We start from the raw sequence: 23664 nt of genomic DNA, 5'->3' as shown, positions 1-23664 counted from the left end.
CTCGGCGCACCGTCTCCCGGGAGGCCCCGCACGGGATCGGCGTGCCGTCGACCAGTCGCAGGTCGTCGGCCCACGAGGGGCACTGGGCGGCCAGATACAGCATGGCTTTGCAGATCAACGGAGCGGCGGCCTTGATCCGTTTGTGGTAGCCCGGCTGCTTGGGCAAATACGGAAACAGATGGCGCAGCCGGCCCAAACACATACGCAGCCAATGGTGTTCGCTGCGAGCACCGAGCAGTACCTGCGCCACGGCCAGGCACACCAGCTCGGCATCGGTGAGTCTCTTCGGTCGACCGACTCGCCGTCGGTCCGGTCCGATGACATGATCATCGATCGTCACATACAGTTCGGTCAGGAGGGCATCGAGGTTCGTCGTCACAAACGTCCATCGATGCCCTCCAACCACATCAGTCACAAGCCGCCACGCCGCACAGACAACCAACAGCGGTACGCATCAACAACCCGCCGCAACTCACCCGCCGCCGCGGTTAGGAATTACTCATCTAGTGCTGTTCGTCGGCTCACCGTCGGTGAACGCGCGGAAGTCGCGCACCAGTCGATGCGGTGATTTCCGCAGGGTGAGGCAGAGCACCGGCACGCCAATCGGTAAGGCCGCCACCAGTGCTGCGGTGATAGCGATTTCGGATGTGAGTGATTGCGAGACGGGCACCCCGCGTAGCCGGGAAAACAGCGCATCCACGGTGTTTACTGACCGATTGGCCATGGTCATCAGCAGCGCAGCTACCTCGATGTTGCGCAGCTCGCCCGGAGAGTAGTACCTGGCCGCATCCGCAAATATCTGATCGGGCACCTGCTTGAAGTCATTCTCGGCGAGCGACCGCGCGTAGCCAACGGCGCTCCACCTGGCCCGATCGAACTCTGCGGGATGGGTGCCTTCGAGTTGGGCGATTTCGTCGTCGGAAACACCTGCTCGGATAGCCCATTCCTGATGGATATAGCTGCACATCCGGCAGCCGTTGGCCCTGGCGACGGTCACCATAACCTGCTCACGCAACCTCATATCCATTCGGTGCAGTCCCCAGACCGCGCGGGGTGCCAATGGTACGAAGTACAGCACCGCGGCGGTCAGTTCGCGCAGCGTGTAGGGTTTCCCGACCGGTTTCCGCGGACTCGCATCGGCTTCATGGTAAAAGCCATTTCCAAACTCCCGTCAGATCTCCCGCTTTCCGGCAGTCAACAAGACTGGGAGGGTTGCGGTCGTCGACCCGCCCCGCGCCCATGCCAGCAGCTCGAGGATGAGAATAACCGCCCCGGCACCGGCCACAGGCACTGCCCAGGCACGCCGGTGCACTAGAGCGCTGTTGCAACTGTCGACATAGTGCAGGGCGGGCCGGACAATCCGCGGCGCGCCAGTCGCCGCCGATTGGGGGTCTACACCACCGCTGTCGTCGACCGTCGCCTGCAGCAACTCGCCGTGATAGCCGTTGCCGCAGTTGACCTGCATACCCCACTGATCATACGCGTCGAGATAGACGGGAAAGCACATCGCGACCAGACCACCGGCGAGCAGAGCGATGCCGATCAGCATGTCGGTAAAACCACGGGTAATCGCCTTGGCCGATTCGTCCTGTGCGAGGTCGTCGGACACGACGATGTCTGACTCGTTCATGGTCTGCTCCCGGCGCGCCCAGCCACCAGCACGACGATCCCGGCGGTGTCCTCGACGAAGCGCAGCCCGACGAAGACCAGCGCGGCAACCGTCCCGCAACCGTCCGGCCGTACCGCGCATGAATTTGACAAATCGCACGACCTTCTCCATTCGGAAATGTGCTTGTTCCCTCAACCGTTAGACGGACGCCGGGGACCGCCGTGGACAGCTTCGCCGCCCATACCTTTGGGCAACCGCAAGCTGGCGCCATGTTGCTTGGCTTGTTGTAGGCCACGCTCAGCAGGAGTCGATGGCGAGGAAGGTCCGCTGCTGCTCAGCCCCCCAGCGCATCGACCCGCTCGCACAGTTGCGCTTGGTGGCCTCGCAGAACCTACTCCGAGTCCCGAGCGCGCCTGAACGTGAACTGCCCTGCAGCACAAAGGCATTCGGCGGCGCATACATGCCAACGAACCGGGCCCTCACCGTCAGCGACCACGTCGACTTCAACGACGGCGGATGCCCAAAGATCTCCGCAATGGACGCGCGTGAAGATCTGCCGTGTACAAACCGCCGTAGTTCTACGACGGGCATATAGCTGATACCGCTTGTGCGCAGCACTATAAATCGTTGTGAAGCAACGGAATTGGTACGCAATCTTTGCAACCCGGCAAGTCCACCGCTTCGCTGATCAGCGTGGCGGAAGCTTCGGCGAGTCTGTCGCGGCGCTTAGCAGCTAAAGTATCGGTGACTGCCAGATTTCCGTTGCGCTCCAATGCTTCACGAAGTTCGGTCGTCAACTCTATCTGCGTGCGGATACATCGCTGAATCGATGTAGTTGGGGTTTTTTGGTCAAGCACTGGGCCAGTGACCAGCACGGATTGCTGATTTTGACGTGTTATTGCGGCAGATGCATCGCTGACTTACTGGCACTGACTTCATGACCCGCTCCGCGTGCTGACCGCAGCCGGCCCAGGTGAGCTTGCCGCAACTCCGACAGGGTACGGGGTAACACATTTTGACTCCAATCCTGATGAAAGCCGTTGGGCTGCTGAGCTTTAGCGGGCGGTATTTTGGGCGAACCGTTCGAAGACCGGCGCGAACGCATGGCAGCGGCCGCACCGTGGGCCCCAGAAGTGCCTCGCACGATTGAATTGTCCAGGACCGTTGATCTGGAAATCAGCGCTGGTGCGATTGTTTGCTGCCATTGCTTGCGTCTTTTCGCCGTTGTACATCTTGAAGCGAAGAGCGGCGTGGCGCTGAGCCAGGTCACCCTGTGGCGGTGCCGGCTTCGGCGTCGGCGAACTCACAAAAGGCGTCGTATGCACGGGCACCGTAAATGGTCGCCGGACCGCCGTGCATGAGGAACGTGACACCGATGGCTTCCGCCGCTTCTTCCTTGCAGGCGCCAGCGCGCACGGCCCCTTGGGCGTGTGAGGCGATGCAGCCATCGCAGCCGGCCACGACGCCGATGGCGATGGCGATGAGTTCCTTCGTTTTTCTGTCCAACGCACCTGGGTTCAGCGCGCCTTTGCTCATTTGGGCGAAACCCTCGTAAACCTCGGGGATCAATTTGCGCAAGGCGCGGTGTTGGGGGTTGAGGTAATTGAGTACGTCGTGGTGGGTGTGCTCAGCCATGATCCCCACTATAGCAATACCCGCCGGGGTATTTTGGGACCGGAGGTTCAGCTGACGAGACAGCGTGGCTTTGATTCGATCCTGGCGGCTCGATTAACAGGTAAGTGACGACCCGACGTCCGAAGCGCGCACCCGGCGGCCGTGCTTGTCGAAGCGGTCCGGGCGACAGGGGACGAGCCGGGGTTGTGCGGCCGCGTAGTCACGTTTCAGCCGGTGGCCGCCGCGGGCACCGAGAGGACGGCCATACCGCAGATGCGCGGTGCAGAAGCCCCGACGAAGCTACGCCTTCAGCGAGTCAATCGCAGCTTGCAGCTTGTCGGTGACCTCCGCGGCAACCGGCTTAAGCCCAGGTTCGCCGGTCACCTCCACCAGCACCTGCGGATTCATCGCTTCGACGACGATGCACGCGGAGTCGGATGGGTCGGTGCGCACCACGACGTTGCAGGGCAGCAGCAGCCCGATCTGGCGGTTTATCTCGACCGCGCGGTGAGCCAGCGGCGGGTTGCACGCGCCCAAGATCAGGTAGTCCTCCATGTCTTGGCCGAGCTTTTCCTTGAGCGTCGCTTTCACGTCAATTTCGGTGAGCACGCCAAAGTCGTGGTCGGCAAGCGCCTTGCGGGTGCGGGCGACTGCGTCGGCAAACGTGGCGCGCACGGTGGTGGACAATCCAAGGTTCATAGGTTGCTTTTCCTTCCGTTCAGGCGAGCGCGAGAAAGAGTTTCTCCAATTCGGCTTCGCTCATTTTTGTTGTGCCACCGGAGGAATCGGCGCTGATGCACTCTTTCAATCCGGTCGCGACGATTTTGAAGCCAGCCCGGTCCAGGGCGCGGGACACCGCGGCCAGTTGGGTTACCACGTCCTTGCATTCACGGCCCTGTTCGATCATCGAGATCACCCCGGCGAGCTGCCCTTGAGCACGGCGCAGCCGATTCAAAACCGCTGCGATGCTGTCTTGGTCACCGTTCACGATGGCTCCTCTCGACTCATTCCGTTAGTCCATATTACCCGAGGGGGTATATGCCGACTGCAGTGGGCCAGATTCGAGGCCGGCTGGAGCCCGCACGACCGCCGGCTCCTCGCTGCCGACGAACACCTCGGTTTGGGGCGCATCCCGGAAACTGCGAGGCGCAGATCGTAATCGAACCCGGAGTTGTTCCGACGCAACCGGTCACGGCGGTGGACTCGAGAGCGTAGTCCTCAACCTTGCGGCCGTGCGCTCGGACACGGCCTGCGTCGGAGTTCTGTTGTACCGGAGTGGCGGGCGCGGTTTGGGACGCTTGCATGTGGCAATACCTGGGCATGGGAAGCTACGCGCAGGAAGGACCGCATCGTGTCGAATGTCGTTGCTGGTTACACCTACGACCAGACTCTTCCGCCTTCGCCGGTGCAACGTGCGGACCTCGCACAGTTGCTCACCGACGTCATGTGGACCGAAGCCGACGCTGCGGCGCTGCGCCGCGCCGGAGAGATTCTGCGGCCGCACGTATCGGAGGTCCAAGACGTTTTTTATGACTTCATCGGCGGCACACCACACCTGGTCGACGCCTTCGTCGGACCAGACGGCGAGCCGGACAGCGACTACCTCGCAGCCGTGCGAGGCAGGTTCGGGCAGTGGGTCATCGACTTGTGCACCCGGGACTTCGACGAACGCTGGCTGGCTTATCAGGAGGAGATCGGGCTTCGCCATCACTCGACGAAGAAGAATCGGACCGATGCGGTGGACTCGCCCCGCACTCATGTGCCGCTGCGTCATATAACGGCGCTCATCGTGCCGGTGACGCTGACCATCCGCGACCTGCTTGCCGCGCACGAGAGTGACACCGCCGAAGTCGACGCCATGCAGCAAGCGTGGTTCAAAGCCGTAACGGTCTCGCTGGTGCTATGGTCCCGACCGTTTGCAGGGGATCTGTGGTAAGACCAGCGAAGGCGACCGATTCCGTAGAGGGCATACCGTGAAGGGCAGGCAAATCTAATAGGGCTTAAAAGGCATCGGAAGATATCTACGTGGTCGCCGACCTTAAGTTTCGCACTCAATCTTCTCCCGCATTTGTTTCAGCCGCCTGCGACTGCAGAGCGGCCAAGCGAGCTTGGCCGCTCGCGCTGAAAGATCAGATACAGCCAGAGCAGCGAGGGAACGAGCAGCAGCGCACCGAGGCCGAGCGTGATCAACATCGATGCGAGCACGGCCGGATTGGCAGCAGCGTCGTCGATCGTGATGTTCGGTTCCAGCAGGTAGGGATACTGGGCGACCGCCCAGCCCCACAACAAGGTTCCCACCGCCAACCCTGCGGTGGCCCGCACCGCCAGGTAGCGCCGGCGGCGCAGCAGCACCAGCGATGCCGCCCCCGCCGCTGCTGAGAAGACGACCAGCAGAAGCGCCCGGTGTGTCAGGCCATGAAACAGCCGTGGCGCGTCGGCGCGCAGCACGGCGATGCCTCCGAGCGCGACCACGCCGAGCACCACGCCGGTCGCCAGAGCCCGCAACCGGAACGCCTCGGCGAGCTCAAGGTGGCCTTCGCGGCGGGCATCGGCGCACAGGTAGGCCGCCGCCAGGTAGGCGGCCGCGCCGACGGCGAGCGCGCCGCCCAGCACCGAGCTCGGGTTCCACCAGCTGCCGAACAGGTCACCGCGCGCCAACCCGATCGGGACACGGCCAGAAGCAATGCCGCCGGCGACGGTGCCCAGAAAGAACGGCGTGATCACCGAGGACAGCGCGAACGCGGCGCCGAACAACCGCTGGCTACCGAGCTGATCGCTGGCCTTGCGGAACGCGAATCCCGCGCCACGCACGATGATGCCCAGCGCCACCAGCGTCAGCGGGACGTACAAGGTGGACATGACGGCGGCGAATACCGGCGGGAACCCCGTCCACAGCAGCACCAGCACGAAAATGAGCCACACGTGGTTGGCCTCCCACACTGGGCCGATGGAATGCTCGATCAGCTCTCGCTGCCCGCGGCCTCGCTCAGTTCCCCCGGCGAACAGATCCCAGAATCCGGCGCCGAAGTCCGCGCCGGCGAACAAAACATACAGCGTAAGGCCGACCCACAGCACCGCCATCGAGGCGTTCGCCAGGTTCATCGGGCGACCGCCGGCTCTTGCGGCGCTGCCTTGCGGTTAGTGCGGGCCATGCGTCGCAGCACGACAATCGTGCCGAGGGTCAACACCACATAAACCATGGCCACCACGAACAGGCTGGTCGCCAGGCCAGGCGCGGGGTTCACCGCGTCAGCGGTTCTCTGGTATCCCCAGACGATCCAGGGTTGGCGTCCGACCTCGGTGGTGACCCAACCGGCCTCCAGCGCCGCACACGCGGCCACCCCGGCGACCGCTGCAGCGCGCAGGAACCACCGGGTGCGGGGCAGGTCGCGGCGTCGCCACCAGGCCACCGCCAGCCAAATGCCGAGCAGCAGCAACGCGAAGCCGACGCCGACCATCAGGTCGAACGTCAGGTGAACCGCAGCGGGGGGGGGGGGGGCGTCGGCGGGAACGCTGTCCAGGCCGGTGATGACGGTTTCCGGACGGAAACCGACCAGCAGCGACAGTCCGTCCGGGATCTTTAGGCCATAACGCAGGTGGCCGTCGGCGGGGAACCCCGCGACGGTAAGCGGGACGTGCAATCCGGTGTGATAAACGCCTTCGATCGCAGCCAGCTTGGTCGGCTGATTGCTGGCCAAAAACCGGGCAGCGTAGTCACCTGCAACGATCTGCACGGGGGTGACGATCGCGGCGGCGCTGAACGGGACCAGGAACCCGAGCCGGTGGTAGCGGTCGCGACGGCCGCGCAGCAACCCCACCGCGTACACGCTGGCGATGAGAAATCCGGACACCATGAACGCGGCCAGAATCATGTGGATGGTCTCCGGCGGGGTGGCGGGGTTGAACATCGCGGCCCACGGGTCGACCGCGCTGACGTGCCCGTCGCTGAGATGAAAGCCGCGCGGCTGGTTCATCCATGCGTTGGCACTCACTACGAAAAATGCCGAGGCCACGCCCGCGACGACGATCGGGATGCCCGAAGCCAGGTGAGCGCGCGCTGGCAACCGGTCCCAGGCGTAGAGGTAGATGCCCAAAAAGATCGCCTCGATGAAAAACGCGATGCCTTCCATCGCGAACGGCAGGCCGATGACCTGCCCGTAGCTGGCCATCATGCCCGGCCACAGCAGACCCATCTCGAAGCTGAGAATCGTGCCCGACACCGCGCCGATGGCGAACAGCACCCCCATCGCCTTGGCCCACCGGTGCGCCAGCAGCCGATAGGCGTCATCACCGGTGCGCACACCCCGCCACTCGACGAACAGCGTCAACCCCGGCATCCCGACGCCCAAGCAGGCCAGGATGATGTGCCAGCCCAACGAGACCGCCATCTGCTCGCGCGCGGCAAGAAGATCCAGCGGTGAGGCCGCCGAGGCGAGCAGTACACCGGTCGACGACATTAGGCTCTGCGCCCCTCCAGATATCTCGGTTTGCTTCGACTGTAAGCACCGGCCCCCAAGCCGACGCGTCCAGCCCGCTGGCTCACATCTGCAGCAACGACTGGACCGCGGTGTAGCCGGCGACGGCGACGAGGAGCCACACGAACAACGTGGTGAGCCGGGCCGCCGGCACCCGGGCGGCGACCGCGTCGCCGACGAGGACCCCGACCATTGCAGCCAGGGTGAACGGGATCGCCAGCTGCCAGTCGATCGCTTCGCCGGAAAGGCGAAACACCAGCCCTTCGGCCGAGCTGATGGCGATCACCACCAGCGAGGTCCCGACCGCGACGGGCATCTGGTAGCCCAGCGCCAACACCAAGGCCGGTACGATCACAAAGCCGCCACCGACCCCGAAGAATCCGGTGAGGAAGCCCACCACGCTGCCGGCGATGACTACCCGCCAGGCGGTGACCGCCTTCGTCCGTTCCTGACCGTCGTCACGTTCACCGGTCGGTCTCCTATCAGGACGATCTGCGGCTGCCGTCGCCGAGGGGTTGATGCGGGTCGCTGGTTGATCCCGGTCGCTACCGGCGGTGACCGTGGCCAACTGCTTGGTGTGACAAGGTGTCTCGGTGTGCCGCGCGTGCATGCGCCACGCAGCCGCCAGGATCAGCGCCGAAAAAGCAAGCATCAGAATGCTATTGGGAATCGCACGGCTGAGCAGTGAACCGAGCAGCGAGCCCCCGACGCCGACCAGCCCGAAGACCAACCCCGAGACCAGCCGCACCCGGCCCTCGCGCAAGTGGCCAACCATCCCGACCAACGCCGTGGCACCCACCGCCACCAGCGAAGTCGTCGTCGCCGCGTGGGCCGCCTCGCCCGCCCCATAGACCAGGGCCGGCACTGCCAGGATGGACCCACCACCGCCGAGAGCGCCCAGCGATAGCCCGATCACCAAGCCCAACGGAACCGAGGCGACGATGCCGCCCATGCTCACCGCCGCCAAGCGTGTGGTGCTCACCGCGGCTCACTTCGCGCGGGCCGGGGCCCCAACATCACAGCCCTGTGCGCGCTCAGAATCCGTAGGAACTCCCAAACGATGCAGCACAACACTCATCGGGCACCAGCCCACCATCGCGTCGAGCAGCAAATTAACGCCGACGAATCCGGTGAGCAGCCGCCAACGGCTCGAATGCTCACGTCCCAGGGCCAGGGTTATCAGCACCACAGCCCCGGCCATCAGCGTGACGATCCGCTCGATCGGCCATCCCTGCGGCTTGGGCATCCCGAACGCGCCGCGCTCGATGGAACGCTGGTCTTGGTGATCCTGCATCGTGACCCTCCTCATCAGTTGGCGACCGGCTCATCAGGGATAGGTCGGTCGAGTCATCGTTAATCACCCGGCGGCCGTGGAAGTGCACCGTGACATAGCCCAGCAGACCCACCGGGATGGCAGCCGTGATGAGCACTTCAGCCAAGGTCAGCGGCGTCGACGCACAATTGTGCGTCAACCATCCCGCGACGACACAGGTCGCTACCGCACCGCACACAGCGGTGATGAGCAACCGTTTCTCACCCGTTTTCATCCGGGCACCTTTTCGCTGGCGTTTCCGTAGACGACACGAGCCGTGGTGATCATCCCGATGACGACGGCTATCGCAAATACCCAGGCGCTGGCCGCCATTTGCACCCCGCCGCTGAGGATATGACCGCTCGTACATCCATCAGCCATCCGCGCGCCAAACATCATGACGAAAAACCCGCCGAAGCTACCTATTGCACGTTTCATCGCGCTGGTTCCGAACCTGTTGCGCCACGATGGCGGAATAACCGGTCTGAAGCCCTGGAAATGTCGGCTGATAAATACCGCCGCGATCAGCGCACCCAGGAATGTCCCGATATCGGAAAACGGCTCCCATCCGATCTTTTTGATCACCACGCTGCTATATTCGAGATGCGGGAGGAAGACACGGCCGACGAACCACGAATAGGTTGTCGATTCACCGAATATCTGGTGCAGGAAAATCGCCACCACTACCAGGCCACCGATGAAAACGCTCGTAGCCAACTTTGTCCGTGAGTAGAAGTTGCTATTGGGCACGTCGGTTATCATCAGGCTGTGGAGCCTTTCCGGTCGATCTTCGGCCAAACCGCCCTCGGCCAGGTACGCCGCGGTGTCCGACATCGAGTTCTGATCGTGCGCGTCAGTTTGTCGCCGCGCAGCTTGCACCAAACAACTTTTGCCACCTGAGTAACGCGGAAGAAAAGCCGCTGCGGCAAGAAGCGCAACCGCGTAAACCGCGGCAATGAGAAACGTGAACACTGGACGAATATGGTGAACCGACCCGGACAAGATAAGATCACCATAACCAGCGGTATGCAATAGCCAATGACCGACCACTGTTTGGTATAGGATTGTCCAGGCTGCCGCACCGAGGAGACCGCCGGGAAGGGCATACAGCGCATCTCGCCGCCCTTCACCAAGGGCCATCAATTCCGAACCCGGGACGTAGCCCGAAATAGCCATGCCGACCCCGAACAGCATTCCACCAATCACCACACCGACGATGTACATTGGTTTCGGTGAGAAATGCATAGAAATTCCGAGAGCATACAGGCCGTAGAGGGCGACGGCGCCAATTGCGCAGGCGATGGCCAAGCAGCCGACCAACAGCCGGTCTTTCCAACGAGCCAACCGGATCAGGGTCTCCGGGTTCCCGATACCCCAGATTTCGCCGATGCCTCCGAAAGCCATTCCAAAGACCAGACCGATCCACAGCGGAGCAGTCACGCTTATCATTGCCCTGGCTCCCTAACGCCCAGAAATGTCCCTTGCACGGCAGACAATGAATGGAATAGCGCCATCAGGTGCGGACGTTTTCGTCGTTTCTGGTGACGTCTCCACCGCCGGGGCCGCCGTGGCCGCGGCCGATGTAGGCCTCGTCGCGCAGGCGCTCCACCATGTGCGGGTAATGCAACTCGAATGCCGGGCGCTCCGAACGGATTCGGGGTAGTTCGGTGAAGTTGTGCCGCGGCGGTGGGCAGCTGGTGGCCCACTCCAGCGAGTTGCCATAACCCCACGGGTCATCGACGGTGACGGGTTCACCGTAGCGGTAACTTTTGAACACATTCCATACGAAGGCGATGGTGGACACACCCAGGATGAAAGACCCGATCGTGGATACGACGTTGAGCGGCTGAAAGCCGTCGGTGGGCAGGTAATCGGCATACCGGCGCGGCATGCCCATGTTGCCGAGCCAGTGCTGCACCAAAAACGTGGTATGAAAACCGATCAGCGTCAACCAGAAGTGCAGCTTGCCTAGCCGCTCGTCGAGGAGCCGCCCGGTCATCTTGGGAAACCAGAAATAGATGCCGCCGTAGGTCGCGAACACAATCGTGCCGAACAGCACGTAGTGAAAGTGCGCGACCACGAAATAGCTGTCGTGGACATGGAAGTCCAGCGGTGGGCTGGCCAGGATCACACCTGATAGACCCCCGAGCAGGAACGTCACCAGAAAGCCGAAGGCCCATAACATCGGCGTCTCGAAGGTCAGCTGCCCCTTCCACATGGTGCCGATCCAGTTGAAGAACTTGATGCCCGTCGGCACAGCAATGAGATAGGAGGTGAAGCTGAAAAACGGCAGCAGCACCGCACCGGTGGCGAACATGTGATGGGCCCACACCGCTATCGAGAGCACGGCGATGGCCAGGGTCGCGTAGACCAGCGTGGTGTAGCCGAAGATCGGTTTGCGGGAAAACACCGGGATGATCTCGGTGACAATGCCGAAGAACGGCAGGGCCACGATGTACACCTCGGGGTGCCCGAAGAGCCAGAACAGGTGCTGCCACAAAATCGGGCCGCCGTTGGACGCGTCGTAGATGTGGGCGCCCAGGTGGCGGTCATAGGCCTGGCCGAACAGTCCAGCCGTCAACACTGGGAACGCCTCCAGAATCAACACGCTGGTGACCAGGATGTTCCAGGTGAAGATCGGCAGGCGGAACATCGTCATGCCCGGTGCGCGCAGGCACACCACCGTGGTGATCATGTTGACCGCGCCCAGGATGGTGCCCAGGCCTGAGACGATCAACCCCATGATCCACAGATCGGCCCCGGCACCCGGCGAGTGGACGGCGCTGGCTAGCGGCGTGTAGGCGGTCCAACCAAAGTCGGCGGCGCCGCCGGGGGTGATGAAGCCTGCCATCACGATCAGCGCGCCGAACAGAAACAGCCAATAGGAGAAGGCGTTGAGCCGTGGGAACGCGACGTCGGGGGCGCCGATCTGCAGCGGCAACACCAAGTTCGCGAACGCGAAGACCATCGGGGTGGCATAGAGCAGCAGCATGATCGTGCCGTGCATGGTGAACAGCTGGTTGTACTGCTCGTTGGACAAAAACTGCAGGCCGGGGGCGGCCAGCTCGGTGCGCATCAGCATCGCCATCAGGCCGGCGGCCAGGAACAAGGCGAACGCGGTCACCAGATACAGCTGGCCGATCACCTTGTGATCGGTCGTCGTGACCAGCTGATACACCACCGAACCCAATGGCCGGCGACGCGCCGGAAACGGGCGACGAACCTCAACAGCTGGCTTGATCGCGGTCATCACGCTCCCAAGGACGGCGGGCATGCCCCTCGCAGAGGAGAATACCACCGGGGGTATAGGCTCTGTCGGCCCGTGCGGACCGCCAGAACCATCAGCGCAGGGACCGGGCCTGCATACCCTCTCGGGAGCACGAAAAAACAAGCATTCCCGTCGCCGTCACTCCTGCCCAAATGCATGTGCCGGGCGCCAAGCTGGCTCCGAGACGGCGCGGTATCTGACGGATCCGGCGGAGGACCCTCCGGGTAATCGGCAAAATCACGCCGCGTAATCAGACCCCCGCACACTCGACACTCGGCAGCCGCCAGCCGGCCAGAGCGGACAGGGTTGCGTCCCCAGCTCCGCGTCAACGCCTGACAGAATGCCTTGTGCCACATAGATACTAGATATCCAGCGGATGACCGCTGATTAATGGGAAAGCCGCTGCACATGCAGCAGCGGCCATGGGCACATCGCCGGCGCCGTACCGTGAGATGCGATTGAGTCTTGCCGCGAAGGGCCGCCGTGGTTCACAGATTGCGATCGCCCATAGCGGGTATCCCATCCAACGCCCAAGGGAAAGCCCTTTGCAGGTTCCCGTTGTTGAGGAGTGCCGATGTTTCTGCACAACACAAAGATGATGTACACCGTTCGGGTCGATCAGCCCGACCCAGCATTCGCCAAGCTGCTGCTCGAGCAATTCGGCGGCCCCAACGGCGAGCTCGCCGCGGCGATGCGGTACTTCCTGCAGGGCTGGAACGAACCGGACGGACGGCGGCGCAGCATGCTGCTCGACATCGCCACCGAAGAACTCTCGCACCTGGAAATGGTTGCCCAAACCCTGACGCTGCTGCTCAGGGGTTCTCCCTCCGAGCTGGTGGACCAGGTCGAAGGCACCTACCTCGGCGAGCTGCTGGACGGCAAAATGCCCGACTCCGCCGCCCTGGCGTTGGGTAGCGGCGCCAACGTCCTTGGTGGCGGCGGCGCTCGGCTGACCGACTCGCAAGGTGCCCCGTTCACCGCGGCCTACATCGACACCATCGGCGAGCCCACAGCCGATCTGCGTTCCGACATCGCCGCGGAAGCGCGCGCGAAACTGGTCTACGAGCGGCTGATCAAACTCACCGACGATAACGGCGCGAAAGACACTCTGAACTTTCTGATGACTCGTGAAATCGCGCATCAGAAGATGTTCGAGGCTGCGCTTGCCGCGATCGAACCAAACTTTCCGCCGGGCACCTTGCCTGGCAACGAGAAACTGGGGCACGCCTACATCGCCGACTCCGGGGATTTCGGCGAGTCGGGAAAAAACGGCGCGGGAAACGCCGAGGGTTTCAACCTGGCCGAGGCCAACAGTTCGTGGAGATTCATCCTCGACGACAAACCTACCCAACACGCATCTGAGCAAGAAGTTCTATAGACCCAGGGTCATTTCAAGCCTGGTTGACCGAACCGGTGCGACACCGCTGGCTGACCGGGTGGCGCTGCAGCCGTAGAACAGCCGGAGCTGGGAAATCGGTGTGCAGCCTGTACGGACTCACCGCCCGCCTTGGCCAACGCGCCCTCGTGCCGACGCGACGGTCGGTAAAAATCAGCAAGAATACCAACGTACTGCAGCTGCGCGTGGTGACCGGTCGAACCCTGGTTGATTGGCACAAACAAGCCGACGTACCGACCGCCGCCTGGCGTGCCGATCGGCTGACGTTCACCTCCACCGCGCCCGGGGAACTAGAGATCACCGGCATGCGCGGAGATGTCTTGGCCGAACCGATCGCATGTCCCACGCCCACATCGGGGCCAAGCCCACGGACGTGGTGTAAGAGTTCGCTCGATCGCGTGACCCTCGGTGGGCAATTTAAGCGGTCAGCGCCGGTGTTGCCGTGGGCTGCTGGTCGGTGGGCTGGTTAGGGCCGAACGACTGCGATCCCGCACCCGGGTGGGGTCGCGCCACCAGCGGACTGAATCCCGCTCGACCGTCTTGGCGATACCCGTCGAGAACCGGCACACTAGCGCGGACGGCCTTGCTGTGCAGAGGAATTTATCCTACGGCCAGGTACTGCCACGCCGCCGCGTAGCTCGCTAACTCGCGCAATACCTCACCAAATCCTTAGCTGACAACGGACTCAGCGCTCGAAGCACGACGGGAGTCGTGTCGCCGGGTGTGATCGCGGCTTCGCCGCTCAACACACTCCATCGGCTCGGGTGTGAATACGAGCATTCGCATCGCTCGCCTCAGGCGTGTGTCCGAGGGGGGACTTGAACCCCCACGCCCAGTAATAGGGCACTAGCACCTCAAGCTAGCGCGTCTGCCATTCCGCCACTCGGACCGACCTAAGTTGGCAGCCAAGGCTATCGGATAGGGAAGGCCCGACCCAAACCCGGCGACCCCTCTCAATGGTAGGAAAGGTGACTGTGACCGTTGCAACCGGCGTTCGGCCTGATCCGGCCGACGACGTGGTGGAGGTCGTCAGCAGGCTGATCCGGTTCGACACCAGCAACACCGGCGACCTGGACACCACCAAGGGAGAAGCCGAGTGCGCCCGGTGGATCGCCGCCCAGCTGGAAGATGTTGGATACCAGGTCGAATACCTGGAGTCGGGGGCGCCCGGACGAGGCAATGTGTTCGCCCGGCTGTCCGGCGCCGACAGCTCGCGCGGCGCGTTGCTGATTCACGGCCATCTCGACGTGGTGCCCGCGGAGGCGGCCGATTGGAGTGTGCATCCGTTCTCCGGCGCGGTCGAGGACGGCTACGTCTGGGGCCGCGGCGCCGTCGACATGAAAGACATGGTCGGCATGATGATCGTGGTCGCCCGGCAGTTCCGCCGCGCCGGGATCGTCCCGCCCCGCGACCTGGTGTTCGCGTTCCTTGCCGACGAGGAGAACGGCGGCCGGTACGGCTCGCACTGGCTGGTCGACCATCGCCCTGACCTGTTCGACGGCGTCACCGAGGCGGTCGGCGAGGTCGGCGGGTTCTCGCTGACGGTGCCGCGCCGCGACGGCGGGGAGCGGCGGCTCTACCTGATCGAAACGGCCGAGAAGGGCCTGCAGTGGATGCGGCTGACGGCCCGTGGCCGCGCCGGGCACGGGTCGATGGTGCACGACCACAACGCCGTCACCGCCCTTGCCGAGGCGGTCGCCCGGTTGGGCCGTCACCGGTTTCCGCTGGTGCCCACCGACACCGTCATGCAGTTTTTGACCGCGATCGGTGAGGAGACCGGGCACAGTTTCGACGCCGATTCCCCCGACTTGGAGGGGACCATCGAGAAACTGGGGCCGATTGCCCGCATCGTGAAGGCCACGCTGCGCGACACGGCCAACCCCACGATGCTCAAGGCCGGCTACAAGGCCAACGTGGTGCCGGCGATCGCCGAGGCCATTGTGGACTGCCGGGTGTTGCCGGGCCGCCAGGCCGCGTTCGAGGCCGAGATCGACGAGCTGATCGGGCCCGACGTCACCCGCGAATGGGTGACCAGCCTGCCGTCGTATGAGACAAGTTTCGACGGGGACCTGGTCGACGCGATGAATTCCGCAGTGCTGGCGGTGGATCCCGACGCCCGCACCGTGCCGTATATGCTGTCCGGCGGAACTGATGCAAAAGCCTTTGCGCGCTTAGGGATTCGCTGTTTCGGGTTCACGCCGTTGCGGTTGCCGCCGGAATTGGATTTCTCCGCGCTGTTCCACGGCGTCGACGAACGGGTACCCGTCGACGCGCTGAGGTTCGGCGCCGACGTGATGTCGCGCTTTTTGACACATTGCTAGCCGACTAGACGAGAGGACTGAGCATGATCACACCCCCCGACCCGTACGCGACGCTGCCCAAGCTGCCGTCGTTTCAGCTGCACTCGAAGTCGATCACCGACGGGCAGCCGTTGGCGACGGCCCAGATCAGCGGCATCATGGGCGCCGGCGGCGAGGATGCCAGCCCGCACCTGAGCTGGTCGGGCTTCCCGGAGGAAACCCGCAGCTTCGCGGTCACCGTCTACGACCCCGACGCGCCGACCCTCTCCGGCTTCTGGCATTGGGCGGTGGCCAACCTGCCGGCGACGGTCACCGAACTGCCCGAAGGTGTCGGCGACGGCCGCGAGCTGCCGGGCGGCGCGCTGACTCTGGTGAACGACGCCGGCATGCGTCGCTACGTCGGGGCCGCTCCGCCGCCGGGGCACGGCCCGCACCGCTACTACGTCACCGTGCATGCAGTGGGGGTCGAAAAACTCGACCTCAACGAGGACGCCAGCCCGGCGTTCCTGGGCTTCAACCTCTTCCAGCACGCGATCGCGCGGGCGGTCATCTACGGCACGTACGAGCAGCGGTAAGCGGTTTCGGCGCGGATAACCGTCGCCCAGCGACGGATACCGCGCCGAAATCGCATTAGCCGGAGCCGACGGCGTCGCTCAGCGACGCGAACCCGCCGTCACGCAGTCGCTGGGCGATCCCGTCGTGAATGTGCTTGGCCCACAAGCCCCCGCCGTAGATGAAGCCGGTGTAGCCCTGCAGCAGCGAGGCGCCGGCGGTGATGCGTTCCCAGGCGTCGTCGGCGGTCTCGATGCCGCCGACGCTGATCAGCACCAACCGGTCGCCGACGCGGGTGTAGAGCCGGCGCAGCACCTCGACGGCCCGCCGCGCCAGCGGCGGGCCGGAGATGCCGCCCGGGCCGAGTGTCTCGACCCCGGGGGTGGCCAGGCCGTCGCGGGAGACGGTGGTGTTGGTGGCGACGATGCCGGCCAGGCCCAATTCGACTGCCAGGTCAGCGATTTCGTCGATGTCGGAGTCGGCCATATCCGGCGCGATTTTGACCAGCACCGGCGTCGAGGTCTCCTCGAGCACAGCCGACAGGATGGGGCGCAGCGACTCGACCGCCTGCAGGTCACGCAGCCCGGGGGTATTCGGCGAGCTCACGTTCACCACCAGATACGACGCCAGCGGACCGACCAGCCGGGCGCTGGCCCGGTAGTCGTCGGCGGCCTGCTCGGCCGGGACCGCCTTGGTTTTGCCGATGTTGACCCCGATCGGCACGTCGGGCCGGTGGCGCGCCAGCCGGGTCGCCAGCTCGGCCGCACCGCGGTTGTTGAAGCCCATCCGGTTGAGCAGCGCCCGATCGGCGGGCAGCCGGAACATCCGGGGAGGCGGGTTGCCCGGTTGCGGCTGGGCGGTGACCGTGCCCACCTCGGCGTAGCCGAAGCCCAGCGCTCCCCACGTCTTGAGCCCGACACCGTCCTTGTCGAAACCGGCGGCCAGCCCGAGGGGCCCGGGGAAGCGCACCCCGAAAACCGTGCTGGCCAGTATCGGGTCCGCGGGAGCCAGCAACCGCTGCAGAGGTCGGCGCAGGGGCGCGCTAACGGTCGCACCGCGCAGGCCGGCGAACACGATTGTGTGGATGCGCTCGGGCGGCACCAGGAACAGCGCCCGGCGAAGTGCGCCGTACACGCTCAAAGCGCGGGCTGGTCGGGGCGGCCGCCCTGCTCGATGCGAGTCTTCTTGCGGCGCAACAAGACTCGCCGGCTGCCGTCGGTGTAGAGCCGGACTCGGGTCAGCTCCCAGCCGCGATACTCCGCTTCGATGGACAGCCGGGTCGAGGCGGACAGCCGGGTGACCTCCGGCGGCAGGCGCAGCGGTGCCCACTCGTATTCGTCGGACATCTCGGCGTCCCACCCTGCCGGCAACCGCCCGCGCCGCGGCGCGCTCAACGGGGGCCCGCCGCGTGCTCGATGACCTGGACTCCGGCGCCCGAACCCGACACCACATACAGCGTGCCCGACGTGTCGTCGAACGCCAGCGTGTTGGGTTGCCGCACGGTTGGGTAACGTACCTTTTCGACGGGGATTCCGGTGGACAGATCGTAACCAATGACCAAATTCGCAGCGGTTTGTGACACCCAGGCCAGCCCGCGCGACCCGGCCACACCGTACGGCGACTGCTTGACCGGGTAGGCCTGACGCAAAATCAGCGGGTCCACGCCGTACACCAGCAGCTGGCCGCCGCGGGTGTCGGTCACCAGCACCCGGCCCAGCGGATCGGCGGCCATCGTGGTGGCGCCCTGCCCGGCGCGTAACGCCTGCCCCACGGTGCCGTCGGCGTCGACGGTGGTGACCGTCGTCTGTCCCCGGTCCAACGCGACTACGGTATTGCCTTGTGCCACAAGGGAATCGATGCGACCCAAGATATTAGAACGGTTCGCTGTCGCTGTCTCGGAAGACAGCGTGTAGACCGCGCCGTCGGCGGTGCCCAGCACCAGCTTGTGGTCGGCGCGGCGGGCGATCGCGGTGAACTCGATGTCCCGCGCGTCGCCGATGTCGACCCGGGCGACGTGGCCGGTGGACAGGTCGACGACGAAGTAGCCGCCGCGGGTGGACAGGTACGCGTTGCCCGCGCCGTCGCCGGTCAACGCGCTCGCCGGGCCGGGCAGCGCGATGACCCGCGGCGGTGCCTGCCCGGCGCCCAGCAGGGTGACGGACTCGGTTCCCAACAACACCAGCGCGCCGGTACGTGCGTCGAAGATCGCCGCCCGCGGACGGCCGTCGAGTGCTCGCACAGCGCCGGCCGGAGCCGCGGACACGGGCGGGGACCCGGCGGGCTGCGCGGGCTGGATCGTCGGCGGTGCTGCGTCCAGCGTCCTCGGCGAGCAGCCGAGCACCAGCCCCGTCAAAACCAGCAGGCCAGCGACGCGCCGGTGAACTGCGGGTTTACAAAATCTGGGCAAGGGGTAACTCTCGAGGTATGCGACGGGTAGCCGGATCGAATTCCGAGTCTAGGGAAGATCCCCGGTCGCAACGCGGCGCCGTCGCGGATGCCGCGGTTCGTTCGGAAGGTATGGTCGCCGCATGACCGTCGCCGAAGACCGTCACTACGCCGACACGGATTTCGTGATCGAGGACATGTGGACCGGGGTCTTCCCGGCCAGGGCGTTCGCAAGTGGTTTCGGGCATGTCGGCGACGGCCGCAGTTTCGCGTTTCGCGTCGAACGGCGCTGGCTGCTGGTCGAGGTCTACCGGCCTCGCTTGAGCGGCCCGGTCCCGCAGCCCGAGGACGTGATCGCCAAGTCCAAGCGAAGCGTCGTCGACATCGACATCACCGACGAGCGCAGCCTTGCCGCCGCGGTGCGTGACTCGGTCGCGGTCGCCGAGCCCGTCTAGCCCGGCCGGACCCACCAGGTACGGTCGTCGTCGTGTCTGCGACGGCGGCGATGTCTTGGTGGCAGGTAATCGTTTTGGCCGTGGTGCAGGGATTGACCGAGTTCCTTCCGGTGTCGTCTTCGGGCCACCTGGCAATCGTCTCGCGGCTGATGTTCGACTGTGATGCCGGCGCCTCGTTCACCGCCGTCACCCAATTGGGCACCGAGGCCGCGGTATTGGTGTATTTCGCGCGTGACATCGTGCGCATCGTCCGGGCATGGTTCGACGGCTTGGTGGTCAAGGCACACCGCGGCGCCGACTACCGGCTGGGCTGGTATGTGATCATCGGCACCATTCCGATCTGCGTGCTGGGCCTGGTGTTCACCGACGAGATCCGCTCCGGAGTGCGCAACCTGTGGGTGATTGCGACGGCGTTGGTGGTGTTTTCCGCGGTGATCGCCTCAGCCGAGTACCTCGGCCGCCAGACCCGCCACATCGACCAGCTCAGCTGGCGCGACGCCGTCGTCGTGGGTTTTGCCCAGACGCTGGCGCTGGTTCCCGGGGTCTCGCGGTCCGGGGCCACGATCAGCGCCGGGCTGTTTCTTGGTCTCGAGCGCGAACTGGCCGCGCGGTTCGGCTTTCTGCTGGCGATCCCGGCCGTGTTCGCCTCGGGGCTGTTTTCGCTGCCCGACGCCTTTCACCCCGTGCGGGAAGGGATGAGCGCCACCGGCCCGCAGCTGTTGGTCGCCACGATCATCGCCTTCGTCGTCGGGCTCTCCGCGGTGGCCTGGTTCCTGCGGTTTCTGGTGCGTCACAACATGTACTGGTTTGTCGGTTACCGGATAATCGCCGGGGTGACGGTGCTGATCCTGCTGGCAACCGGGACCGTGGCGGCCCTATGACCGTCATCCTGTTGCGGCACGGGCGATCCACCTCGAACACCGCACACGTGCTGGCCGGCCGTTCCGAAGGCGTCGACCTCGACGACAAGGGCCGCGAGCAAGCCGATGGCCTGATCGACCGGCTCGCCGGGCTGCCGATCCGCGCGGTGGTGTCCTCGCCGCTGCTGCGCTGCCGGCGCACGATCGAACCGCTGGCCGGGGCGCTGGGCCTGCAGCCCGTCATCGACGAACGGCTTTCGGAGGTCGACTACGGCGAATGGACCGGCAGCAAGATCGCCGACCTGACCAAGGAGCCGCTGTGGGCGGTGGTGCAGGCGCACCCCAGCGCGGCGGTGTTCCCGGGCGGCGAGGGCTTGGCACAGGTGCAGACGCGCGCGGTGGCCGCAGTGCGTGATCACGACCGGCGGCTGGCCGACGAGCACGGCGGCGACGCGCTGTGGCTGGCCTGCACCCACGGCGACGTGATCAAGGCTGTCGTCGCCGACGCGCTGGGTCTGCACCTGGACGGGTTCCAGCGCGTCACCGCCGATCCGGCGTCGATGAGTGTGATTCGCTACACGCAGTTACGCCCGTTCGTGATGCACGTCAACCACACCGGCGCCCGGCTGACGTCCGCGCTGACGGCGCCGCCGTCACCGGACGGCGAAGCACCGCCGAGCGACGCGGTGGTCGGCGGCTCCACCGACTGAAGGCATTACGGCATAGCGCCAGTAGCCGGTATTTTGGGAGATGCCATGGCCCGCGCAATTCACGTCTTCCGCACACCCGACCGCTTCGTCGCCGGGACCGTCGGCCAGCCCGGCAACCGGACGTTTTACCTGCAAGCGGTCGGCGACTCGCGTGTGGTGTCGGTGGTACTGGAAAAGCAGCAAGTCGCGGTGCTCGCCGAGCGCATCGGTGCGCTGCTGCTCGAGGTCAACCGTCGCTTCGGCACCCCGGTGCCGCCGGAGACCACCGAGGTCGAGGATCTCAGCCCGTTGATCACCCCGGTCGACGCCGAATTCCGGGTCGGCACAATGGGCCTCGGCTGGGATTCCGAGGCGCAGACCGTCGTGGTGGAGCTGCTGGCCGTCACCGACACCGAGTTCGACGCGTCGGTCGTGCTCGACGACACCGACGAGGGTCCCGACGCCGTGCGGGTGTTCCTGACGCCGGAGTCGGCGCGGCAGTTCGCAACTCGCACCAACCTCGTCATCTCCGCGGGCCGCCCACCCTGCCCGCTGTGTGACGAACCGCTGGACCCGGACGGACACATCTGTGCGCGCACCAACGGCTACCGGCGTAGCGCGTTGCTCGGGTCTGACGATGACGTCGAGGGCTGACGATCGTGAGGTGTTGCGGCGCGGCGAGCTGACCGTCCTCGGACGCATCCGCTCGGCCAGCAACGCCACCTTCCTGTGCGAAGCGACGCTGGGGGAGCGCAGTGTGCACTGCGTCTACAAGCCGGTCGCCGGCGAGCAGCCGCTGTGGGATTTCCCCGATGGCACGCTGGCCGGGCGCGAACTCGGCGCCTACCTGGTTTCGGCGCAGCTGGGCTGGAACATCGTGCCGTACACCATCATTCGTTACGGGCCGGCCGGTCCCGGCATGCTGCAGCGCTGGGTCGACCAGCCCGGCGACGCGCCCGGGTCAGACCCTGCGCCGGGCCCGGATCTGGTCGACCTCGTCCCGGCCGACAAGTTGCCGCCCGGCTATCTGCCGGTGCTGCGGGCATATGACTACGCCGGCGACGAAGTCACCCTGGTCCACGCCGACGACATCCGGCTGTGGCGGATGGCGGTGTTCGACATCCTGGTCAACAACGCCGACCGCAAGGGCGGGCACGTCCTGCGCGGCGTCGACGGCGACGTCTACGGCGTCGACCACGGGGTGTGTCTGCACGTGCAGGACAAACTGCGCACGGTGCTGTGGGGCTGGGCCGGCAAGCCCGTCGACGACGACACGCTGGACGCCGTGGCCCGCCTGGTCGACGCCCTCAACGGACCGCTGTGCGACCAGCTGGCCGAGCACATCACCGCCGCCGAGATCGCCGCGTTGCGGCTGCGGGCCCGCGCGCTACTCGACAACCCGGTGATGCCCAGCCCGGACCGGCATCGTCCCATTCCCTGGCCGGCGTTCTGAGATGGCGCGTTCATTCGAAACGTCGGCGGAGTCCCCGGCGGGCGTCGACGAGATCCTGGCGGCGTTCGGCGACGAGAGTTACTGGCGGGCGAGGCTGGCCGCCGCCAAAGACGCCGCCAGGCTCGAGTCGCTGGTCGTCGATCCGGCCGGCCGCGTGCAAGTCGGGGTCACGATCGGCCTGGTCCGCGGCCAGCTGCCCAAGCCGATTGCCCATTTGCAGCGCGGGGACCTGCGGATGGTGCACAACGAGGTGTGGAGCCGGATCGGCGACGATCAGGTGCGCGGAGAGGTCGACGTGGCCGTTCGCGGCCTGCGGATGTCGGCGTTCGCCGAGGCGTTGCTGGTGCCGGTGCACAGCGGTTCACAGCTGAGGGTCACCGTGACCGTAGCGGTCAAAGTCCCGTTGGTCGGAAGACAGATCGAGAACATGATCGGCGACCAACTCGGCGAAGGGATCACCGCGACGCTGGGCTTCACCAGCGACTGGATTGCGGAAAACCGCTGAGCATTGGCAATACTGGACCGGGTGAGCCCGGAGTTGACCGACGCGGCGCTGGCCGCCGACCTGGCCGCCGACGCCGGGCGGCTGCTGCTGGCGGTGCGCGACGAGGTCGGGTTCGAGTATCCCTGGCGGCTCGGCGATGCCGGCGATGCGTACGCCAACACGCTGCTGCTGCGACGGCTGCGCGCCGAGCGGCCGGGCGATGCGGTGCTGTCCGAAGAGGCTTACGACGACCTGACCCGGTTGCGGGCCGACCGGGTGTGGATCGTCGACCCGGTGGACGGCACCCGCGAGTTCTCGACGCCCGGCCGCGACGACTGGGCCGTGCACGTGGCGTTGTGGCGGCGCGATGGCGGCCCACAAGGGGCCATCACCGACGCCGCGGTGGCGCTGCCCGCGATGGGCGAGTTGTACCGCAGCGACACCGTCCGCATCGACGCGTCGCTCCATTCGGGGCCGATCCGGATCACCGCCAGCTCCACCCGGCCGCCCGCGGTGCTGTGCCGGCTGGTGGAGCGGCTCGACGTCGAGGTGGTGCCGATCGGCTCGGCCGGGGCCAAGGCGATGGCGGTGGTGCGCGGCGACGTCGACGCCTACGTCCACGCCGGCGGGCAGTGGGAGTGGGACTCGGCCGCGCCGGCGGGCGTGGTGCTGGCGGCGGGTTTGCACGCGTCGCGCCTCGACGGCTCCGAGCTGATCTACAACCGGCCCGACCCGTATCTGCCCGACTTCCTGATGTGCCGCCCCGAGCTGGCCGACGTGCTGCTGGCGGCGATTGCAAGCGCGGCGTAGCG

General features: G+C 65.5%; 26 protein-coding genes, 1 tRNA gene and 2 pseudogenes. 12 read left to right on the top strand and 17 right to left on the bottom strand.

The window, feature by feature from the left end:
- From AWC14_RS07350 to AWC14_RS07325, 7 genes and pseudogenes are all read right to left on the bottom strand, one after another.
- A pseudogene (locus AWC14_RS07350) lies at nucleotides 1–379 on the bottom strand (IS982 family transposase); the annotation flags it as partial.
- A gap of 120 nt (nucleotides 380–499) precedes the next feature.
- Nucleotides 500–1078 (bottom strand): carboxymuconolactone decarboxylase family protein, encoded by a 579-nt coding sequence (locus AWC14_RS07345; protein WP_337590251.1) that lies wholly within the window; start codon nucleotides 1076–1078, stop codon nucleotides 500–502.
- A 93-nt stretch (nucleotides 1079–1171) separates the two neighbouring features.
- A complete protein-coding gene (locus AWC14_RS07340; protein WP_052425705.1) occupies nucleotides 1172–1630 on the bottom strand; it encodes a hypothetical protein in 459 nt (152 codons plus the stop codon).
- 596 nt (nucleotides 1631–2226) lie between these two features.
- Nucleotides 2227–2484, bottom strand: a complete 258-nt coding sequence (locus tag AWC14_RS28030; protein ID WP_211282293.1) for a hypothetical protein — start codon at nucleotides 2482–2484, stop codon at nucleotides 2227–2229.
- A gap of 391 nt (nucleotides 2485–2875) precedes the next feature.
- The gene (locus AWC14_RS07335) at nucleotides 2876–3244 is read right to left on the bottom strand and encodes a carboxymuconolactone decarboxylase family protein (RefSeq protein WP_045385140.1); all 369 of its coding nucleotides are present in this window, start codon (nucleotides 3242–3244) and stop codon (nucleotides 2876–2878) included.
- A 279-nt stretch (nucleotides 3245–3523) separates the two neighbouring features.
- Complete coding sequence (locus AWC14_RS07330; protein WP_045385125.1) at nucleotides 3524–3922, bottom strand: DUF302 domain-containing protein; 399 nt, start codon at nucleotides 3920–3922, stop codon at nucleotides 3524–3526.
- A gap of 19 nt (nucleotides 3923–3941) precedes the next feature.
- The gene (locus AWC14_RS07325) at nucleotides 3942–4211 is read right to left on the bottom strand and encodes a metal-sensitive transcriptional regulator (protein ID WP_057003588.1); all 270 of its coding nucleotides are present in this window, start codon (nucleotides 4209–4211) and stop codon (nucleotides 3942–3944) included.
- A gap of 363 nt (nucleotides 4212–4574) precedes the next feature.
- On the opposite strand from AWC14_RS07325, the gene AWC14_RS07320 reads away from it, so the two are divergent.
- Nucleotides 4575–5159: a protoglobin domain-containing protein gene (locus AWC14_RS07320; protein ID WP_045385122.1), complete on the top strand. Its 585-nt coding sequence runs from the start codon at nucleotides 4575–4577 to the stop codon at nucleotides 5157–5159.
- Nucleotides 5160–5296: 137 nt separating this feature from the next.
- Here the strand turns inward: AWC14_RS07320 and AWC14_RS07315 are convergent, their stop codons facing one another.
- The 6 genes from AWC14_RS07315 to ctaD form a co-directional block, all read right to left on the bottom strand.
- Complete coding sequence (locus tag AWC14_RS07315) at nucleotides 5297–6325, bottom strand: cytochrome d ubiquinol oxidase subunit II (RefSeq protein ID WP_045385120.1); 1029 nt, start codon at nucleotides 6323–6325, stop codon at nucleotides 5297–5299.
- Nucleotides 6322–7680: a cytochrome ubiquinol oxidase subunit I gene (locus AWC14_RS07310; RefSeq protein WP_085241060.1), complete on the bottom strand. Its 1359-nt coding sequence runs from the start codon at nucleotides 7678–7680 to the stop codon at nucleotides 6322–6324. The genes AWC14_RS07315 and AWC14_RS07310 overlap by 4 nt, the downstream gene beginning before the upstream one ends.
- Before the next feature lie 82 nt (nucleotides 7681–7762).
- Complete coding sequence (locus tag AWC14_RS07305) at nucleotides 7763–8680, bottom strand: sulfite exporter TauE/SafE family protein (protein WP_200885685.1); 918 nt, start codon at nucleotides 8678–8680, stop codon at nucleotides 7763–7765.
- A 6-nt stretch (nucleotides 8681–8686) separates the two neighbouring features.
- Complete coding sequence (locus AWC14_RS07300) at nucleotides 8687–8992, bottom strand: YgaP family membrane protein (protein WP_235216058.1); 306 nt, start codon at nucleotides 8990–8992, stop codon at nucleotides 8687–8689.
- Nucleotides 8993–9241: 249 nt separating this feature from the next.
- Complete coding sequence (locus AWC14_RS07295) at nucleotides 9242–10450, bottom strand: YeeE/YedE thiosulfate transporter family protein (RefSeq protein WP_200885684.1); 1209 nt, start codon at nucleotides 10448–10450, stop codon at nucleotides 9242–9244.
- Nucleotides 10451–10523: 73 nt separating this feature from the next.
- A complete protein-coding gene (ctaD, locus tag AWC14_RS07290) occupies nucleotides 10524–12260 on the bottom strand; it encodes an aa3-type cytochrome oxidase subunit I (RefSeq protein ID WP_057003115.1) in 1737 nt (578 codons plus the stop codon).
- 592 nt (nucleotides 12261–12852) lie between these two features.
- On the opposite strand from ctaD, the gene AWC14_RS07285 reads away from it, so the two are divergent.
- Both AWC14_RS07285 and AWC14_RS29475 read left to right on the top strand, forming a co-directional pair.
- Nucleotides 12853–13656, top strand: coding sequence for a manganese catalase family protein (locus AWC14_RS07285; RefSeq protein WP_052425704.1), 804 nt, complete (start codon nucleotides 12853–12855; stop codon nucleotides 13654–13656).
- Nucleotides 13653–14024, top strand: a pseudogene (locus tag AWC14_RS29475) (FtsK/SpoIIIE domain-containing protein); the annotation flags it as partial. The gene AWC14_RS07285 and the pseudogene AWC14_RS29475, both read left to right, overlap by 4 nt.
- Before the next feature lie 453 nt (nucleotides 14025–14477).
- On the opposite strand, the gene AWC14_RS07280 reads toward AWC14_RS29475, so the two are convergent.
- Nucleotides 14478–14563 (bottom strand) — tRNA-Leu (locus AWC14_RS07280).
- An 85-nt stretch (nucleotides 14564–14648) separates the two neighbouring features.
- On the opposite strand from AWC14_RS07280, the gene AWC14_RS07275 reads away from it, so the two are divergent.
- Nucleotides 14649–15995: a M20/M25/M40 family metallo-hydrolase gene (locus AWC14_RS07275; RefSeq protein ID WP_428838952.1), complete on the top strand. Its 1347-nt coding sequence runs from the start codon at nucleotides 14649–14651 to the stop codon at nucleotides 15993–15995.
- Between the two features lie 23 nt (nucleotides 15996–16018).
- On the top strand, nucleotides 16019–16549 hold the full coding sequence (locus AWC14_RS07270) for a YbhB/YbcL family Raf kinase inhibitor-like protein (RefSeq protein WP_045379555.1): 531 nt from the start codon (nucleotides 16019–16021) through the stop codon (nucleotides 16547–16549).
- A 55-nt stretch (nucleotides 16550–16604) separates the two neighbouring features.
- Here AWC14_RS07270 and AWC14_RS07265 read toward each other — a convergent pair whose 3' ends face one another.
- Genes AWC14_RS07265 through AWC14_RS07255 form a run of 3 tightly spaced genes read right to left on the bottom strand, consistent with a single transcriptional unit; the run spans nucleotide 16605 to nucleotide 18933 of the window.
- Entirely contained in the window at nucleotides 16605–17660 is a 1056-nt protein-coding gene (locus AWC14_RS07265; protein ID WP_045379552.1) for a quinone-dependent dihydroorotate dehydrogenase, read from the bottom strand.
- A 2-nt stretch (nucleotides 17661–17662) separates the two neighbouring features.
- A complete protein-coding gene (locus AWC14_RS07260) occupies nucleotides 17663–17920 on the bottom strand; it encodes a DUF5703 family protein (protein ID WP_045379549.1) in 258 nt (85 codons plus the stop codon).
- Nucleotides 17917–18933 (bottom strand): YncE family protein, encoded by a 1017-nt coding sequence (locus AWC14_RS07255; protein ID WP_142281592.1) that lies wholly within the window; start codon nucleotides 18931–18933, stop codon nucleotides 17917–17919. The genes AWC14_RS07260 and AWC14_RS07255 overlap by 4 nt, the downstream gene beginning before the upstream one ends.
- A gap of 121 nt (nucleotides 18934–19054) precedes the next feature.
- On the opposite strand from AWC14_RS07255, the gene AWC14_RS07250 reads away from it, so the two are divergent.
- Genes AWC14_RS07250 through AWC14_RS07220 form a run of 7 tightly spaced genes read left to right on the top strand, consistent with a single transcriptional unit; the run spans nucleotide 19055 to nucleotide 23662 of the window.
- The gene (locus tag AWC14_RS07250; protein ID WP_045379546.1) at nucleotides 19055–19366 is read left to right on the top strand and encodes a hypothetical protein; all 312 of its coding nucleotides are present in this window, start codon (nucleotides 19055–19057) and stop codon (nucleotides 19364–19366) included.
- Nucleotides 19367–19416: 50 nt separating this feature from the next.
- The gene (locus AWC14_RS07245) at nucleotides 19417–20247 is read left to right on the top strand and encodes an undecaprenyl-diphosphate phosphatase (RefSeq protein WP_045379543.1); all 831 of its coding nucleotides are present in this window, start codon (nucleotides 19417–19419) and stop codon (nucleotides 20245–20247) included.
- Nucleotides 20244–20936, top strand: coding sequence for a histidine phosphatase family protein (locus AWC14_RS07240; RefSeq protein ID WP_045379540.1), 693 nt, complete (start codon nucleotides 20244–20246; stop codon nucleotides 20934–20936). Before AWC14_RS07245 ends, AWC14_RS07240 begins: the two co-directional genes overlap by 4 nt.
- A gap of 45 nt (nucleotides 20937–20981) precedes the next feature.
- A complete protein-coding gene (locus tag AWC14_RS07235; protein ID WP_045379537.1) occupies nucleotides 20982–21569 on the top strand; it encodes a DUF3090 domain-containing protein in 588 nt (195 codons plus the stop codon).
- Complete coding sequence (locus AWC14_RS07230; RefSeq protein ID WP_045379534.1) at nucleotides 21553–22368, top strand: SCO1664 family protein; 816 nt, start codon at nucleotides 21553–21555, stop codon at nucleotides 22366–22368. Before AWC14_RS07235 ends, AWC14_RS07230 begins: the two co-directional genes overlap by 17 nt.
- A 1-nt stretch (nucleotide 22369) precedes the next feature.
- Nucleotides 22370–22873: a DUF2505 domain-containing protein gene (locus AWC14_RS07225; RefSeq protein WP_045379531.1), complete on the top strand. Its 504-nt coding sequence runs from the start codon at nucleotides 22370–22372 to the stop codon at nucleotides 22871–22873.
- Between the two features lie 12 nt (nucleotides 22874–22885).
- On the top strand, nucleotides 22886–23662 hold the full coding sequence (locus AWC14_RS07220) for a 3'(2'),5'-bisphosphate nucleotidase CysQ (protein WP_235215921.1): 777 nt from the start codon (nucleotides 22886–22888) through the stop codon (nucleotides 23660–23662).
- Nucleotides 23663–23664: the final 2 nt, after the last annotated feature.

The sequence above is a fragment of the Mycobacterium kyorinense genome (genome assembly GCF_002101735.1).
Lineage (GTDB): Bacteria > Actinomycetota > Actinomycetes > Mycobacteriales > Mycobacteriaceae > Mycobacterium > Mycobacterium kyorinense.
The sequence above is the reverse complement of the archived record's forward strand: the minus strand, read 5'-3'. Positions and strand labels throughout refer to the sequence as shown.

Coding starts and splice junctions, on each gene's coding strand:
- AWC14_RS07340 (WP_052425705.1), bottom strand. CDS start 1,630: ATGAACGAGTCAGACATCGTCGTGTCCGACGACCTCGCACAGGACGAA.
- AWC14_RS07335 (WP_045385140.1), bottom strand. CDS start 3,244: ATGGCTGAGCACACCCACCACGACGTACTCAATTACCTCAACCCCCAA.
- AWC14_RS07330 (WP_045385125.1), bottom strand. CDS start 3,922: ATGAACCTTGGATTGTCCACCACCGTGCGCGCCACGTTTGCCGACGCA.
- AWC14_RS07315 (WP_045385120.1), bottom strand. CDS start 6,325: ATGAACCTGGCGAACGCCTCGATGGCGGTGCTGTGGGTCGGCCTTACG.
- AWC14_RS07310 (WP_085241060.1), bottom strand. CDS start 7,680: ATGTCGTCGACCGGTGTACTGCTCGCCTCGGCGGCCTCACCGCTGGAT.
- AWC14_RS07300 (WP_235216058.1), bottom strand. CDS start 8,992: ATGCAGGATCACCAAGACCAGCGTTCCATCGAGCGCGGCGCGTTCGGG.
- ctaD (WP_057003115.1), bottom strand. CDS start 12,260: ATGACCGCGATCAAGCCAGCTGTTGAGGTTCGTCGCCCGTTTCCGGCG.
- AWC14_RS07285 (WP_052425704.1), top strand. CDS start 12,853: ATGTTTCTGCACAACACAAAGATGATGTACACCGTTCGGGTCGATCAG.
- AWC14_RS07270 (WP_045379555.1), top strand. CDS start 16,019: ATGATCACACCCCCCGACCCGTACGCGACGCTGCCCAAGCTGCCGTCG.
- AWC14_RS07250 (WP_045379546.1), top strand. CDS start 19,055: ATGACCGTCGCCGAAGACCGTCACTACGCCGACACGGATTTCGTGATC.
- AWC14_RS07245 (WP_045379543.1), top strand. CDS start 19,417: ATGTCTTGGTGGCAGGTAATCGTTTTGGCCGTGGTGCAGGGATTGACC.
- AWC14_RS07240 (WP_045379540.1), top strand. CDS start 20,244: ATGACCGTCATCCTGTTGCGGCACGGGCGATCCACCTCGAACACCGCA.
- AWC14_RS07235 (WP_045379537.1), top strand. CDS start 20,982: ATGGCCCGCGCAATTCACGTCTTCCGCACACCCGACCGCTTCGTCGCC.
- AWC14_RS07230 (WP_045379534.1), top strand. CDS start 21,553: ATGACGTCGAGGGCTGACGATCGTGAGGTGTTGCGGCGCGGCGAGCTG.
- AWC14_RS07225 (WP_045379531.1), top strand. CDS start 22,370: ATGGCGCGTTCATTCGAAACGTCGGCGGAGTCCCCGGCGGGCGTCGAC.